General features: G+C 66.6%; 8 protein-coding genes. 4 read left to right on the top strand and 4 right to left on the bottom strand.

From position 1 onward, the window contains the following. The first annotated feature begins 24 nt into the window (after positions 1–24). Positions 25–1941, top strand: coding sequence for a SurA N-terminal domain-containing protein (locus tag NMB41_RS12800; protein WP_494378200.1), 1917 nt, complete (start codon positions 25–27; stop codon positions 1939–1941). A 280-nt stretch (positions 1942–2221) separates the two neighbouring features. Here NMB41_RS12800 and mnmH read toward each other — a convergent pair whose 3' ends face one another. Beyond that, positions 2222–3277: a tRNA 2-selenouridine(34) synthase MnmH gene (gene mnmH / locus NMB41_RS12795; protein ID WP_494378199.1), complete on the bottom strand. Its 1056-nt coding sequence runs from the start codon at positions 3275–3277 to the stop codon at positions 2222–2224. After that, positions 3274–3900, bottom strand: coding sequence for an arylesterase (locus NMB41_RS12790; protein ID WP_494378198.1), 627 nt, complete (start codon positions 3898–3900; stop codon positions 3274–3276). The genes mnmH and NMB41_RS12790 overlap by 4 nt, the downstream gene beginning before the upstream one ends. Between NMB41_RS12790 and NMB41_RS12785 the strand changes: the two genes are divergently transcribed. After that, positions 3899–4627 carry an ABC transporter ATP-binding protein gene (locus NMB41_RS12785; protein WP_494378197.1) on the top strand — a complete coding sequence of 243 codons (729 nt, stop codon included), beginning with the start codon at positions 3899–3901 and terminating at the stop codon, positions 4625–4627. The genes NMB41_RS12790 and NMB41_RS12785 overlap by 2 nt on opposite strands. Positions 4628–4683: 56 nt before the next feature. On the opposite strand, the gene NMB41_RS12780 is transcribed toward NMB41_RS12785, so the two are convergent. After that, positions 4684–6198, bottom strand: a complete 1515-nt coding sequence (locus tag NMB41_RS12780) for an NAD(P)H-hydrate dehydratase (protein WP_494378196.1) — start codon at positions 6196–6198, stop codon at positions 4684–4686. Positions 6199–6305: 107 nt separating this feature from the next. Here NMB41_RS12780 and NMB41_RS12775 point away from each other — a divergent pair, with 107 nt between their 5' ends. Further along, positions 6306–9905, top strand: coding sequence for a hydantoinase B/oxoprolinase family protein (locus NMB41_RS12775; RefSeq protein ID WP_494378195.1), 3600 nt, complete (start codon positions 6306–6308; stop codon positions 9903–9905). A 41-nt stretch (positions 9906–9946) separates the two neighbouring features. Here NMB41_RS12775 and NMB41_RS12770 read toward each other — a convergent pair whose 3' ends face one another. Continuing rightward, positions 9947–11575: a response regulator gene (locus NMB41_RS12770; RefSeq protein ID WP_494378194.1), complete on the bottom strand. Its 1629-nt coding sequence runs from the start codon at positions 11573–11575 to the stop codon at positions 9947–9949. A gap of 168 nt (positions 11576–11743) precedes the next feature. Between NMB41_RS12770 and purL the strand changes: the two genes are divergently transcribed. Continuing rightward, the gene (gene purL / locus NMB41_RS12765) at positions 11744–15766 is read left to right on the top strand and encodes a phosphoribosylformylglycinamidine synthase (protein ID WP_494378193.1); all 4023 of its coding nucleotides are present in this window, start codon (positions 11744–11746) and stop codon (positions 15764–15766) included. Positions 15767–15915: the final 149 nt, after the last annotated feature.

Genomic DNA, 15915 nt, shown 5'->3' with positions numbered 1-15915 from the left:
CATTTCTACAGCGATTGGTGGACCATGTTTGATTTCGTACGTAACAACAAGCGCTTGCTGCAGGGCGTCCTGCTGCTGCTGATCATCCCTTCGTTCGTGCTGGTCGGTGTCGACAGTTACCAGAGCCGCGGTGACAGCGGCGCCGGCGTCGCCAGCGTCGACGGCCGCAGCATCACCCAGCAGGAATGGGACGATGCGCATCGCCGCCAGATCGACCAGGCGCGCCAGCAGATGGGCCCGCAGTTCGACCAGAAGATGTTCGACACGCCGGAAGCCAAGCGTGAAGTGCTGGAAAACCTGGTCGCCGAGCGTGCCGTCAACGCCGAAATCGCGCGCAGCCACCTGACCGTCAGCGACAATGCCGTCTTCAAGGCCATCAACGCCATCGAAACCTTCCGCAAGCCGGACGGCAGCTTCGACATGGACAGCTACCGTGCCGCCCTGGCCGCCCAGGGCCTGACGCCGGAAGCGTTCGATGCCCGCATGCGCCGCGACATGGCGATCCAGCAGCTGGCAGGTTCCATCCAGGGCACGGCCTTCGTGCCACGCTCGATCGCTGGCCGCATTTCGGACATCAACGACCAGGAACGCGAAGTGCAGGAGCTGGTCTTCCCGATCGCCCAGTACCTGCCGCAGGTGAAGGTTACCGACGACATGGTGAAGGCGTTCTACGACAAGAACGCGACCCTGTTCCAGATCCCGGAAACCGTGAAGGCCGAGTACATCGTGCTCGACAGCGCCGCCGTGGAAAGCCAGGTCGCCGTCACCGACGCTGAAGTCAGCCAGTTCTACAACGCCAACCAGAAGCGTTTCACGACGCCTGAGCAGCGCACCGCAGCCCACATCCTGATTACCAAGGCGCAGGGCGCCAAGCCCGCCGAAGAAGCCGCCGCCAAGGCCAAGGCCGAAGCCGTGCTGGCTGAAGTGCGCAAGAACCCGGCCGACTTCGCGGCGATCGCCAAGTCGCGCTCGCAGGACCCTGGCTCGGCCGAGCAGGGCGGCGACCTGGGCGCGGTTGCCCGCGGCAGCCTGGTCAAGTCGGTGGAAGACGCGGTGTATGGCATGAAGGAAGGCGAAATCAGCGGCATCGTGCCGTCGGAATACGGCTACCACATCATCAAGGTCACCTCGGTCAAGCCGCAGACGCAGAAGTCGCTCGAGGAAGCCAAGCTTGAAATCGCAGCCGAAGTGAAGAAGTCGAAGCTCTCGAAAAAGTATTCGGAACTGGCCGAACTGTTCAACGACAGCGTCTATGAGCAGGCCGACAGCCTGAAACCGACCGCCGACAAGCTGGGCTTGACCATCCAGACCGCCGAAGGCCTGGGCCGCAAACCGAATCCGGCCCTGGGCGCCGCGCCCTTCAACAACGAGAAATTCCTGACCGCGCTGTACTCGACCGATGCGATCAAGAACAAGCGCAACACGGAAGCCGTCGAAGTCGCGCCGGCTGTCCTGATCGCCGGCCGCGTAGTCGAATTCAAGCCGGCCGCCAAGCGTCCGCTGGCCGAAGTGGAAGCCGCGATCCGCCAGCGCGTGACCCAGGAAGAAGCGCTGCGCCTGGCACGCCAGGCCGGCGAAGCCAAGCTGGCCGCCGCCAAGGCCTCCGGCGACGCCACCGGCTTCGGCGAAACCAAGGTGCTGGCACGCACCAAGGCGTCGGGCGTCAATCCTGCCGCCGCGCTGGCCCTGTTCAAGGCTGACGTGACCAAGCTGCCGGCCTATGTCGGCGTGGACCTGCCGGGTACCGGCTACGCCGTCTACCGCATCGGCAAGGTCTCCCAGCCGGCCCAGCTCGATACGGCCCGCCGCGCCCAGGAAGCCGAGCAGATCGCCGGCCTGACCGGCCAGGCAGAACTGTACAACTTCATCGAAGCCATCAAGGTCAAGTCGAAGGCGAAGATCAACGTCGCCACGGGTGCTGCGCCGGCCAAGGCGGAGTAAGACGGACGGGCCTGCGGGCCCTTGCGACGACAAAAAACCCGGGTGCTTGCGCATCCGGGTTTTTTTACGTCGCGCTTCCCGATCGCTTGATCGGAGGGCCGTAGGGTGGGCGGCTCTACTGTCTGCGGTCGAACGGGCGCAGCGTCAACGCCGCCCACGCGTTCAACCAGCCCGTGATCAGCCGCGCTTTCATGCCGGCTCGGTTTGAACGCGTGGGCGGCGCATCAGTCCCTGAGACGCATCTTATCGGGTTGAGCCGCCCACCCTACGCCGCTCCGTTTCAGGCTGCGTGCAATTCGTGCGCAGCCCGCGCGAAATTTTCAGGTCCGATGTCATCCAGCGCCAGCACCTGCGCCTTCCCATACTGCACGAAATTCCGGTCGATCGAACGCAGGTAGGCCGGATCGTAATGCTCGACCAGCAGCTGGTCGACCAGTTCCGGCATCGCGCCGCTGTTGGCGAGCTGGTGCCAGGCTTCGATCTTGGCGCGCCCGTGCAGCTGCACCAGGTGATCCAGCTGGCCGTTGAGGGCACTTGGGTCGCGCGCGAAGTGGTCGTAGTCTTCCATCAGCAGGCGCACGCGGTTCGGGCGCGACAGGGTGAGCGACACGCAGGGCGCGGCGCGCATGCGCTCCATGACCGCGTCCGGCACGCGCAGGTTGCCGACCTTCTTGCTCTCGGATTCGACGAACACGGGGCGGCTTGGATCGAAGCGGCGCAGCAGCTCCCAGATCCGGGTCTCGAACATCTTTTGCGATGGCTGCGGCTCGTGCGGCAGGTGGCCCAGCACCGAGCCGCGGTGGGCGGCCAGGCGTTCCAGGTCGAGCACCTGGGCGCCGATGCCGTCGAGCGTCTCCAGCAGCCGGCTCTTGCCGCTGCCCGTGGTGCCGCAAATCACGCGCCACTGCAAATCCGGCGGCGCGTCGAGCGCGGCGCTGACGTGGGCGCGGTAGGCCTTGTAGCCGCCATCGAGCTGGATCGCGGGCCAGCCGATTTTGGCGAGGATATGCGCCAGCGAGCCGCTGCGGTTGCCGCCGCGCCAGCAGTAGACCAGCGGCTTCCAGTCGCGTCCCTTGTCGGCGAACGTGGTTTCCAGGTGCCGCGCGATGTTGCGCGCGACCAGGGCCGCGCCCAGCTTTTTCGCTTCGAAGGAGCCGACCTGTTTGTACAGCGTGCCGACCCGCACCCGCTCCTCGTTGTTCAGCACCGGGCAATTGATCGCGCCGGGCAGGTGGTCGAGGGCGAATTCGCCTTCGCTGCGCGCGTCGATGATGGTGTCGAACTGATCGAGCTGGGGAAGGATGTCGGCAAAAGCCAGTAAGGCTGGGTATTTCATCGTGTCTTGATCAGGGAAGAGAAGGTCGGCCAGATGTTATTCAGGATAATTGGATGGGCCTGGGCGCTCGGGTGCAGGCGGTCGGCCTGGAACAGGGCCGGCTTGTCGGCCACGCCCTCGAGCATGAAGGGCACCAGCGGCGCCTTGTGTTCTTTCGAGAGCGTATTGAACATGCCGAAGAAGCGTTCAGTGTACGCACGGCCATAGTTCGGCGGCATGCGCATGCCGATCAACATGACCTTGGCGCTTTGTTTCTGCGACATGGTGATCATCTGGCGCAGGTTGCTGGCCGCCGCTTCCACCGGCAGGCCGCGCAAGCCATCGTTGGCGCCCAGTTCGATCACGACGAGGTCCGGCTTGTGCGCGGTCAACAGCGCCGGCAAGCGTGCGCGGCCGCCGCTGGTGGTTTCGCCGCTGATGCTGGCGTTGACGATGGTGGCATCGATCTTTTGCGCCTTGAGCTTTTGTTCAAGCAGGGCGACCCAGCCCGCGCCGCGCGTCAGGCCGTACTCGGCCGACAGGCTGTCGCCAACCACGAGAACGGTTTTTGGTGCAGAATAGGCGCTCGCCGAAACGGCCAGCAGGACGGTGGCACCAGTCAATTTTTTTAGAAAAGCAAGCATGCGCGATAACCCCGAAACTTTCAAAAATGCGTTATCCGCCGACGCCGGCAGAGTGGTTGCAACCCCAGCTGCAATCCAGGTGGCGGGGCTGTCGAAGCGGGTGGCGGACGCCAGTGGCGAACTCACCATCCTGCACAGCATCGATTTTACCGTGCAACCGGCCGAGACGCTCGCGATCGTCGGCGCCTCCGGTTCCGGCAAGTCGACCCTGCTGGGCCTGCTGGCCGGCCTCGACACCCCGAGCAGCGGCCGTGTGCTGCTTGACGGCACCGATATCTTCGCCCTCGACGAAGACGGCCGCGCCTCTTTCCGCAAGGCCAAGCTCGGTTTCGTGTTCCAGTCGTTCCAGTTACTTGCACACCTGAACGCGGTCGAAAACGTCATGCTGCCGCTCGAACTGCGCGGCGACGGCCAGGCGCGCGAGAAAGCCGAAGCCATGCTGGGCCGGGTCGGCCTGTCGAGCCGGCTGCGCCATTATCCGAAATATTTAAGCGGTGGCGAGCAGCAGCGCGTGGCCCTGGCGCGTGCCTTCGTGACCGAGCCGCCGCTGCTGTTTGCGGACGAACCGACCGGCAGCCTCGATGCGGCGACCGGCGAGGCAGTGATCCAACTGATGTTCGAACTCAATCGCGAGCGTGGCTCGACCCTGGTGCTGGTGACGCACGATACGGCGATGGCATCGCGCTGCGGGCGGACGATTACGATTGCGGCGGGGAAGCTGGTTTAACGCTTCGACGGTGCATGCGACCGTTGAACGCGTGGGCGGGTCTCCCGCCCACGCGTTCAACCCACGTGTGACCGGCCCGCTGACTGACCTGCTATCAACTGGTTCAATACGCCGCGCACCGCCGCCGGCAATTCCCCCGCCGTCATCCCCACCGGCCCGATCCCCGCTTGCACCAGCCGGTCCGCCGCCGTCCCATGCATCCAGACGGCGCCCACGGCCGCTTCCCAGCCGCCCCAGCCCTGCGCCAGCAGCGCGCCGCACAGGCCCGCCAGCACGTCGCCGCTGCCGCCGCTGGCCAGCCCCGGGTTCCCGGTCGGGTTGATCGCCACTTCGCCATCCGGCCGCGCGATGACGCTGCCGCAGCCCTTGAGCACGACCACCGCCTGCAGGCGCTTGGCCAGGCTGCGCGCCGTGCCGAGCCGGTCGGCCTGGACCTCGGCTGCGGAGATGCCCAATAAACGCGCCGCTTCCAGCGGATGCGGCGTGACGATGGTGGCGGCCTGGCGCCTCGCGACGCGCTCCTGCAGTTCGAGGCTGGCGGCCACCAGGTTCAGGCCATCGGCATCGATCACGATGGGCGAGGCGCTGTCGATGCCGGCGCCGAGCGCGCGCATTGCTTCCATCGCGCCGCCCATGCCGGGTCCGAGCACCAGCACGCGGCCGGCGATCTCGAAATCATGCGCCGAGCGCAGCATCAGTTCCGGCTGCAGCGGGTCGAGCGCCAGCGCCGGGCCGATCATGGCCGCGAACACGCGGCCGGCACCGGCATACAGCGCGCCGCGTGCGGCCAGCATCGCCGCGCCGGCCATGCCGTGGGCGCCGCCGACGATGGCCACGTCGCCGTACTCGCCCTTGTGCGAACTGCGGCGCCGCGGCGCCAGGTGCGATGCGAACAGGGCAGGCGAGGCGATGCTGGCCTGTGCCGGTTCGGACTGGGCCAGTTCAAGCCCGAGGTCGGCCACCTGCACCGCGCCCGCGTGGTCGCAGCCTTCGGCCGTGTGCAGGCCCGGCTTGCCGCCAATGAAGGTGATGGTGTGGGTCGCGCGCACGGCCACGCCGTTCGGGCCGACCACGGCGCCGCTGTCGGCGTCCAGGCCGCTCGGCACGTCGAGCGCCAGCACCGGGCAGCTCACTTTATCGATGCCGAGCACCAGTTCGCGGTAGCGGCCCTCGAGCGGGCGCGCCAGGCCAATGCCGAACAGGCCGTCGACCACCAGCGCCCAGTCGCGCACGTCCAGGGCCACGTCGGCGAAATTGGCGCCGCTGGCGCGCGCACGTCCCAGCGCCTGCGCCGCTTCCGGCGAGACCTTGCCGCTGCCGGCCAGGTGCAGCACGACGACGTCGACGCCCGCTTCGATCAGATTGGCCGCCACTTCGAGCGCGTCGCCGCCATTGTTGCCGGGCCCGGCCAGCACCAGCACCGGGCGCGCGCGCTCGTCGCCCAGCAGGGCCAGGGCGGCGTCGGCCGCGGCGCGCCCGGCGCTGCGCATCAGCGTGCCCGGTTCCAGGCTGGCCGCGGCTGCGGCTTCCATGGCACGGATTTGCGCCACGCTATAAAGTCGATTGTCCATCCATACTCCTCATTCTTCGTTCGTGCATTTGCGCCACGCATTCCCGCTAATTTTGGGGCGCCGCGGGCATACAATACGCGAATACCTGAACCGGCATGGGAGTTTGCATGGATTGGCAGTTCTGGATCGACCGTGGCGGCACCTTCACCGACGTCGTGGCGCGCACCCCACACGGGCAGCTCGTCACGCACAAGCTGCTGTCCGAGAACCCCGGCCAGTACCGCGATGCGGCCGTGGCCGGCATCCGCCACTTGTTGAGCGCCGCAGCTGGCGAGCCCCTGCCGGCGCAGCGCATCGAAGCCGTCAAGATGGGGACGACGGTCGCCACCAACGCGCTCCTCGAGCGCAAGGGCGCGCCCACCGCGCTCGCGATCACGCACGGCTTTCGCGACGCGCTGCGCATCGCCTACCAGAACCGTCCCAAGCTCTTCGAGCGCCACATCGTGCTGCCCGAGCTCCTCTACGGCCAGGTGGTCGAGGTGATCGAACGCATCGGCGCGCACGGCGAGACCGTGCGCGAGCTCGACGCCGTCCAGGCGCGCGCCGGCCTGCAGGCGGTGTTCGACAGCGGGACGCGCGCGCTGGCGATCGTCTTCATGCACGGCTACCGCCATACCCGGCACGAAGCGGAAGTGGCCCGCATCGCGCGCGATATCGGGTTTACCCAGGTGTCGGTCTCGCACGAAGTGAGCCCGCTGATGAAGCTGGTCGCACGCGGCGACACCACCGTGGTCGACGCCTACCTCTCGCCCATCCTGCGCCGCTACGTCGACCAGGTGGCAAGCGAACTGCCCGGCGTGCACCTGCAGTTCATGCAGTCGAACGGCGGCCTGGCCGATGCGCGCGGCTTCCAGGGCAAGGACAGCATTTTCTCGGGACCGGCCGGCGGCATCGTCGGCATGGTGCGCGCCAGCCGCGCGGCCGGTTTTGAGCGCGTCATCGGCTTCGACATGGGCGGCACCTCGACCGACGTTTCCCATTACGCCGGCGAATTTGAGCGCGTCTTCGAGACCCAGGTCGCCGGGGTGCGCATGTGCGCGCCGATGATGAGCATTCATACGGTCGCCGCCGGCGGCGGCTCGGTCCTGCATTTCGACGGCAGCCGCTACCGGGTGGGCCCGGACAGCGCCGGCGCCAATCCGGGACCGGCCAGCTACCGGCGCGGCGGGCCGCTGACGGTCACCGACGCCAACCTGATGCTCGGTAAAATCCAGCCGCAGCACTTTCCGCGCCTGTTCGGGCCTGCAGCGAACGAGCCGCTCGATGCCGACACGGTGCGAGCCGGGTTCGTGCAGCTCGCGCGCGAGATCGCCGACGCCGGGGGCGAACTGCGCACGCCGGAACAGGTGGCCGAAGGCTTCATCGAGATCGCGGTCGGGAACATGGCCAATGCGATCAAGCAGATCTCGGTGCAGCGCGGGCACGACGTCACTGGTTATGCGTTGACCAGTTTCGGCGGCGCCGGCGGCCAGCACGCCTGCCTGGTGGCCGACGCGCTGGGCATGAAGACGGTCTTCATCCACAGCCTGGCCGGCGTGCTGTCGGCCTATGGCATGGGCCTGGCCGACCAGAGCGCGATGCGCGAACAGGCGGTCGAAGAGCGGCTCGATGGGGCCGACCCCGCGGCGCTGGCAGCGCGCCTGGAACAGCTTGGCGATGCCGCGGCACGCGAGCTGCGCGCGCAAGGCGTGGACACCGCGCGCATCACGGTGCTCAAGCGGGTCCACCTGCGCTACGAGGGTACCGATTCGGCCCTACTGGTTGACTTCAGCGATGCGGCCGCGATGCAGGCCGCTTTCGAGTCGGCCTACAAGCGCCGCTTCTCCTTCCTGATGCCCTCGCGCGCGCTGATCGTGGAAGCGGTCTCGGTCGAAGCCCTGGGCCGCTCGCAAGCCCCGCCCGAGGCGCTGCCCTCGCAGGCGCCGCGCCAGGGCGCACTGGCAGCCTGCGAAACGGTGAAGCTGTTCAGCGCCGGCGCCTGGCATGGCACCCACATCTACCGCCGCGCGGACGTTCGTGCGGGCGACATCATCAAGGGACCGGCCATCGTCGCCGAGGACAATGCGACGACCGTGATCGAACCGGGCTGGCAGGCGGAAGTCACGCCTTACGGCCACCTCGTGCTGCGCCGCGTGGAAGCGCTGCCGGCGCGGCGCGCGATCGGCACCAGCGCCGATCCGGTCATGCTCGAGATCTTCAACAACCTGTTCATGTCGATCGCCGAGCAGATGGGCCTGCGCCTGCAGAACACCGCCAGTTCCGTCAACATCAAGGAGCGGCTCGATTTTTCCTGCGCGATTTTCGACGCCGGCGGCAACCTGGTGGCCAACGCGCCGCACATGCCGGTGCACCTGGGCTCGATGGGCGAGAGCATCAAGACCGTGATGCGCGAGAATGCCGGGCGCATGCGCGCCGGCGACGTCTACATGCTCAACGACCCCTATAACGGCGGCACGCACCTGCCCGACGTCACCGTGATCTCGCCGGTGTTCGACGAAGCCGGCGCGGAAATTCTTTTCTACGTCGGCTCGCGCGGCCACCATGGCGACATCGGCGGCACCACGCCCGGCTCGATGCCGCCCGACTCCACGCATATCGAGGAGGAGGGCGTCCTGATCGACAACTTCAAGCTCGTCGACGGGACGGACGGCGTGCTTCGCGAGGTCGAGACACGCGCGCTCCTGGCAGGTGCGCGCTACCCGGCGAGGAATCCCGACCAGAACATGGCCGACCTGCGCGCCCAGGTCGCGGCCAACCGCAAGGGCGTCGAGGAGCTGCACCGGATGGTCGCGCATTTCGGCCTGGACGTGGTGCGCGCCTACATGGGCCACGTGCAGGACAATGCCGAGGAAGCGGTGCGGCGCGTGATCACGGCGCTGAAGGACGGCGCCTTCGCCGTGGACCTCGACAACGGCGCGCGCATCGCGGTGGCGATTACCGTCGACCAGGCCGCGCGCAGCGCCCGCATCGATTTCACGGGCACCTCGCAGCAGCTGGAAAACAACTTCAACGCGCCGTCCGCGGTCTGCATGGCGGCCGTGCTCTATGTCTTTCGCACCCTGGTCGCCGACGAGATCCCGCTCAACGGCGGCTGCCTGAAACCGCTCGAGGTGATTATCCCGCCAGGCTCGATGCTCAATCCCCGCTACCCGGCCTCTGTCGTCTCGGGCAATGTCGAGACCTCGACCTGCATCACCAACGCCCTGTACGGCGCGCTTGGGGTGATGGCCGCCTCGCAAGGCACGATGAACAATTTCACTTTCGGGAACGCGCGCTACCAGTATTACGAAACGATTTCCGGCGGCAGCGGCGCGGGCGGGGGTTTTGATGGCACCGATGTCGTGCAGACCAACATGACCAATTCGCGCCTGACGGATCCCGAAGTGCTCGAGTTCCGCTTCCCGGTGCGGCTGGAAAGCTATGCGGTCAAGCCCGGCTCCGGCGGGGCGGGGCGCTGGCATGGGGGCAAGGGCGGGGTGCGCGAAGTGCGCTTCCTGGAACCGATGACGGCGGCGATCCTGTCGAACAACCGGATTTACGCGCCCTTCGGGATGGCCGGCGGCGAACCGGGCGCACGCGGCGTCAACACGGTGGTGCGCGCCGATGGGCGGGTGGAATCAGTGGGGCATATCGGCAAGGTCGAGATGGCGGCCGGCGACCGCTTCATCATCGAGACGCCAGGCGGAGGAGGGTACGGAGAAGTATAGCAGGGTGGGCTCGAGAGCCCACCCTACGAAGAACGATGCGATTATCCCGCGATACCGTACTTCCTGCGCATCGCCAGATATTCTTCGTCGAGCGACTCCAGCCGCGGATGCTGTGCGTCGATCGCCCGGATCTTCTCCAGCTGGGCAAGGCACAGCTCTCCCAGCGGATGATCCCATCCGAGCTCGTTGATCTGCCTGAGCACCCCGCCCGCCACCGCGATCATCACCTGCAAGTTCAGCGGCGCCATGTGCAGGGCCTCGAGCAGGGTCTGGACCGCGCCGCGCACGTCGCCCATGTTGCGCTTTTCGTCGGCCACGCCGAGCAGGATCTGGGCCTGGGCCTTGAGCTGCTGCTGGACGCCGTCGGCCAGATCGCGCCGGCCGGCCTGCGCGAACAGGGTCAATGCGTCCTGCGAGCTTACGCCGCTGTGCTGGTCGTTCACGACCGCCATCATGACGTCCTGCGCGCCCTTGTCGAAGCGGTGGTCGAGGCAGGAGCGCACCAGGCCGATCTTGAGACCGGTCGACAGGCCGCTGCTGGAACGCACCGCCGCCACCGCGCCCTGCAGGTCGGTTAAGGCGCCGGCGCGGTTGCCGGCCGCGTCGTGCACGGCCGCGTTGGCGACGGCGACGCAGGCCTCAAGTTCGGGGCTTGCCTTCATCGAGCGTTCCAGCTCGCGCACCACGCCGCTCGCGCCCAGCACGTCGCCGCGTTTCACGAGCGCTTTCACCAGGCGCACGTGGTCTTCGGGATCGCGGAATTCGGAATAGCGGGCCTTGGCGACGACCTGCCTGAACGATTTTTCGGCGGCCGCCGAGTCGCCCGCTTCAAATGCGACTTCGCCCAGTTTGCGCAGGCGCCGCACCATGTGCGGCGAGATGGCGACGGCTTCCTCGAGGATTTTCTGGGCTTGCGCATGGTTGCCCGCCGCTTCGTGGCAGCGCGCCAGCAAGTCGTAGCCGGCCATCAGGCGCGGGTTGGCGGCGACCAGCACCTGCAGCGTATCGCGCGCTTCGTCGATGCGGCGCTGGGCGAATTGGGCGCGCGCCAGCCCCAGCGCGGCCCAGCCGAGCGGTTTGAAATCGAGTACCTTGCGGTAGATTTCTTCGGCCTCGCCATGCTCGCCCTGGTTCACGTGCAGCTCGGCGCGCAGGCGCGCACACTCGAGCGCGTAGCGCGGATGGGCGATCTCGGCGGCCGCGGCCGAGCGGATCGCTTCCGGCACGTTGCCATGGGCGACCAGCTGCCAGGTCGGCAGGAAGACGGCACGCCGATCGATCGCGCGGCCGATGCGCCCGCCCAGCGTCTCGGCGGTGAAGGGCTTGAGGATGTAGTCGGTCGGCGTCAGCTCGGCCGCACCGATCACCTTGCCGTAGACGGCTTCCGAGGTCAGCATGATGAAGATCGACCAGGGGCTGATCAGGCGGTGGTGGCGCAGGTCTTCCAGCAGCTGCTGGCCATCCTGGCCGTCGCCGGAGCTGCTGCCAAGATCGTATTCGCAGAGGACGATGTCGTAGGCACGGCGCGTCAGCTGGCGGATCGCGGTGCCCGAGTTGACGGCGTATTCGATCTTGTTGATGCCCGCCAGGTTGAGCATGTTCTGCAAATTGCTGCGCATCCCCGGGTTGGGATCGATTACCAGGACCGACAGTTGGCTGTTCTCTTGCATCGTCTCTCTCATGGGCGCACGAATGGCGCCTTCACTATCGCTACAATACCGACAAGCGGGAAGCTGGGCAACTGCGATCAAGCGCCCCGCATAGGCAATATTGTCAACCCTGTATAATAGCGGGCTATCTTCCACCCGCAGCCACGCTGCATCAACCGACTTCCAGCCATGTTGATTCTGCCGGGTTCCAATGCCCTCTCCGTATTCCGTAGCCAACGCCTCCTGAGCCAGCTGCAAGCAGCCGCCCCCGCGATCGCCGCGGTCCAGGCCCGTTTTGTCCACTTCATCGACAGCAGCGCGCCGCTGGCGATCGAGGACACCGAGCGCCTTACCGCCATGCTGACCTACGGCGAGCCGGTTCCCGAAACGCTGTATGAAGGCACGACCGCCCTGTTCTTCGTCATCCCGCGCCTGGGCACGATTTCGCCCTGGGCCTCGAAGGCGACCGACATCGCGCACAACTGCGGCATGGCGCACGTCCACCGCATCGAGCGCGGCGTGGCCTACACCGTGGTGCTGAAAAGCGGCATCCTGGGCAGCAGCATCGGCGCGCCAAAGAAACTGAACGACGAGGAACTGGCGAACGTCGCCGCGCTCTTACACGACCGGATGACCGAGACGGTGCTGCGCCATGCCGAAGAAGCTTCGCAACTCTTTACTGAACTCGAAGGCAAACAGCTCGAATCGATCGACGTGCTGAAGGAAGGCCGCGAGGCCCTGCTGCGCGCGAACACGGAACTGGGCCTGGCCATGTCGATCGACGAGATCGACTACCTGTACGAGGCGTTCACGAAAGCGCAGCGCAACCCGACCGACGTCGAGCTGATGATGTTCGCCCAGGCCAACAGTGAACACTGCCGCCACAAGATCTTCAACGCCGACTGGATCATCGACGGCGTGAAGCAGGACAAGTCGCTGTTCGGCATGATCAAGAACACGCACCAGCTGCAGCCGAAGGGCACCGTGGTCGCCTACAGCGACAACTCGTCGATCATGGAAGGCGCGGTCGTCACGCGCTTCTTCCCGGGCGCCGGTCAAGAGTACGCGCCGATCACGGAGCTGACGCACACCCTGATGAAGGTGGAAACGCACAACCACCCGACCGCAATCTCGCCCTTCCCGGGCGCCTCCACGGGTGCGGGCGGCGAGATCCGCGACGAAGGCGCGACCGGCCGCGGCGCCAAGCCGAAAGCTGGCCTCACGGGCTTCACGGTCTCGAACCTGCTGCTGCCGGACGCCCAGCGTCCGTGGGAAAACGCGGCCGACGTGACGGCAAGCCAGAAGGGCGATGCGCCCGTCTACGGCAAGCCGGAACGCATCGCGTCGCCCCTGCAGATCATGATCGACGGCCCGCTCGGCGGCGCCGCGTTTTCCAACGAATTCGGCCGGCCTGTCCTGGGCGGCTACTTCCGCACTTACGAACAGAACGCGCAGGCCGCCGGCGGCGTCTACGGCTACCACAAGCCGATCATGATCGCGGGCGGCATCGGCAACATCTCCGACCAGCACACGTTTAAAAACGACATCCCGCCCGGCAGCCTCTTGATCCAGCTCGGCGGCCCGGGCATGCGCATCGGCATGGGCGGCTCGGCCGCGTCCTCGATGGCGACCGGCACCAACACCGCCGACCTGGACTTCGACTCGGTCCAGCGCGGCAATCCGGAAATGGAACGGCGCGCCCAGGAAGTCATCAACGGCTGCTGGCAGCTGGGTGAGAACAATCCCATCATCTCGATCCACGACGTCGGCGCGGGCGGCCTCTCGAACGCCTTCCCGGAAATCGTGAACGACGCCAAGCGCGGCGCGATCTTTGACCTGCGCAAGATCCAGCTCGAAGAGAGCGGCATGTCGCCGAAGGAAATTTGGTCAAACGAGTCGCAAGAGCGATATGTGTTGGCAATTGCGCCAGAAAGCCTTAGTTTATTTGCATCGCTGTGCGAACGCGAGCGCAGCCCCTTCGCCGTCATCGGTGTCGCCACCGAAGAGCGCCAGCTGAAGGTCATCGACCAGCAGGCAGGCAACAACCCGGTCGACATGCCGATGGACGTCCTGCTCGGCAAACCGCCGAAGATGACGCGCGACGTCGAGCACGTCCAGCGCACGCTGCCCGCGATCGACCTGACCGGCCTCGCCCTGGATGAAGCGGCGCGCCGCGTGCTGCTGTTGCCGACGGTGGCCGACAAGTCCTTCCTGATCACGATCGGCGACCGCAGCGTCGGCGCCATGACCGTGCGCGACCAGATGGTCGGACCGTGGCAGGTGCCGGTGGCTGACTGCGCCGTCACCGCCATGAGCTATGAAGGCTTCAAGGGCGAAGCGATGGCGATGGGCGAGCGCACCCCGCTGGCCGTCATTAACGCCGCCGCGTCCGGCCGCATGGCCGTGGGCGAGGCGATCACCAACATCGCCGCTGCCCCGATCGCCAGCATCGAAGACATCAAGCTCTCGGCCAACTGGATGGCGGCCTGCGGCCAGCCGGGCCAGGATGCCGCGCTGTTCGACACCGTGAAAGCGGTGGGCATGGAACTGTGCCCGGCGCTGGGCATCAGCATCCCGGTCGGCAAGGATTCGCTGTCGATGCGCACCACCTGGAGCGATGATGGCGTTGCCAAATCGGTGATCTCGCCGGTCTCGCTGATCGTATCAAGCTTCGCGCCGGTGACGGACGTGCGCCGCTGCCTGACGCCGCAACTGCGTACGGACCTGGGCGACACCGTGCTGGTGCTGATCGACCTCGGCCGCGGCAAGAACCGCCTCGGTGCCTCCGCGCTGGCGCAGGTGACCCAGCAACTGGGCGACTCGGTGCCCGATGTCGATTCGGCCGAGGACCTGAAAGCCTTCTTCGCCGCGATCCAGCGCCTGAACCTGGAAGACAAGCTGCTCGCCTACCACGACCGTTCCGACGGCGGTTTGTTCGCGACCCTGGTCGAAATGGCCTTCGCCGGCCGTGCCGGCGTCTCGGTCAACCTCGACATCCTGGCGATGGGCGACGAGCATGCGTCCGACTGGGGCGACGCCAAGAACTGGGCCGCGCAAGTGGGCGAGCGCCGCAACGAGATGACGCTGCGCGCGCTGTTCTCGGAAGAGCTGGGCGCCGTGGTGCAGGTGCGCGATGCCGATAAGCGCGACGTGATGAACGTGCTGCGCGAGCTGGGCCTGGGCGCCTGCAGCCACATCATCGGCAAGGTCAACGAGCGCGGCGCGATCGAGTTCACGCGCGACGCCAAAGTCATCTACAACGAAAAGCGCAGCAGCCTGCACCGCCTCTGGTCCGAGACCAGCTGGCGCATCGCTCGCCTGCGCGACAATCCGGATTGCGCCGACCAGGAATACGATCGCCTGCTGGACGAAACCGATCCCGGCATCACGCCAGTGCTGACCTTCAACCCGAGCGAAAACATCGCCGCGCCCTTCATTGCAACGGGCGTGCGTCCGCGCGTGGCCATCCTGCGCGAGCAGGGCGTCAACTCGCACATCGAGACCGCCTGGGCGATGCACCAGGCCGGCTTCGCCGCGGTCGACGTCCACATGAGCGATCTGATCGCGGGCCGTGCGACCTTGAGCGATTTCCAGGGCGTGATCGCGGTCGGCGGCTTCTCCTACGGCGACGTGCTGGGCGCGGGTGAGGGCTGGGCCAAGACCATCCTGTTCAATGCCCAACTGGCCGACCAGTTCGCCGCCTTCTTCGCGCGCCAGGATACCTTTGGCCTCGGCGTGTGCAACGGCTGCCAGATGCTGTCGAACCTGAAATCGATGATCCCGGGCGCCCATGCCTGGCCCAAGTTCACGCGCAACAAGTCGGAGCAGTTCGAAGCGCGCTTCGGCATGGTCGAGGTGCTCGACTCGCCGTCGATCTTCTTTGCCGATATGGCCGGCACCCAGGCGCCGCTGGCGATCGCGCACGGTGAAGGCTTCGCCGACTTCTCGCTGACCGGCGACCTGAGCCAGGTCGTGCAGTCGCTGCGCTATGTCGACAACCGCGGGCAGGCGACCGAAGCCTATCCGTTCAACCCGAACGGCTCGCCCTGCGGCTTGACGGCGGTGACGACGCAGGATGGCCGCTTCACGGCCATGATGCCGCACGCCGAGCGCGTGTTCCGTACCGCCGTGCATTCGTGGGCGCCGCCTGAGTGGAGCGACGATGCGCCCTGGATGCGCATGTTCCGCAACGCGCGCAAGTGGGTCGGCTGACCCCCGGTTTGCCGCTGCGAAAAAAAGCGCTTCTTCGGAAGCGCTTTTTTTTCGACAATATTTCTTCGTTAAAATTCAAAGAGTTAGGCTGCTGAGGCCGCACAATTCGGTGCGGCGGCGGCGCGTTCATCATGAAGCCACGGCAGTCC

Source organism: Massilia sp. FBCC-B171 (genome assembly GCF_059134155.1).
The sequence above is the reverse complement of the archived record's forward strand: the minus strand, read 5'-3'. Positions and strand labels throughout refer to the sequence as shown.

Coding starts and splice junctions, on each gene's coding strand:
- NMB41_RS12780 (WP_494378196.1), bottom strand. CDS start 6,198: ATGGACAATCGACTTTATAGCGTGGCGCAAATCCGTGCCATGGAAGCC.
- NMB41_RS12775 (WP_494378195.1), top strand. CDS start 6,306: ATGGATTGGCAGTTCTGGATCGACCGTGGCGGCACCTTCACCGACGTC.
- NMB41_RS12785 (WP_494378197.1), top strand. CDS start 3,899: ATGCGCGATAACCCCGAAACTTTCAAAAATGCGTTATCCGCCGACGCC.
- mnmH (WP_494378199.1), bottom strand. CDS start 3,277: ATGAAATACCCAGCCTTACTGGCTTTTGCCGACATCCTTCCCCAGCTC.
- purL (WP_494378193.1), top strand. CDS start 11,744: ATGTTGATTCTGCCGGGTTCCAATGCCCTCTCCGTATTCCGTAGCCAA.
- NMB41_RS12770 (WP_494378194.1), bottom strand. CDS start 11,575: ATGCAAGAGAACAGCCAACTGTCGGTCCTGGTAATCGATCCCAACCCG.
- NMB41_RS12800 (WP_494378200.1), top strand. CDS start 25: ATGTTTGATTTCGTACGTAACAACAAGCGCTTGCTGCAGGGCGTCCTG.
- NMB41_RS12790 (WP_494378198.1), bottom strand. CDS start 3,900: ATGCTTGCTTTTCTAAAAAAATTGACTGGTGCCACCGTCCTGCTGGCC.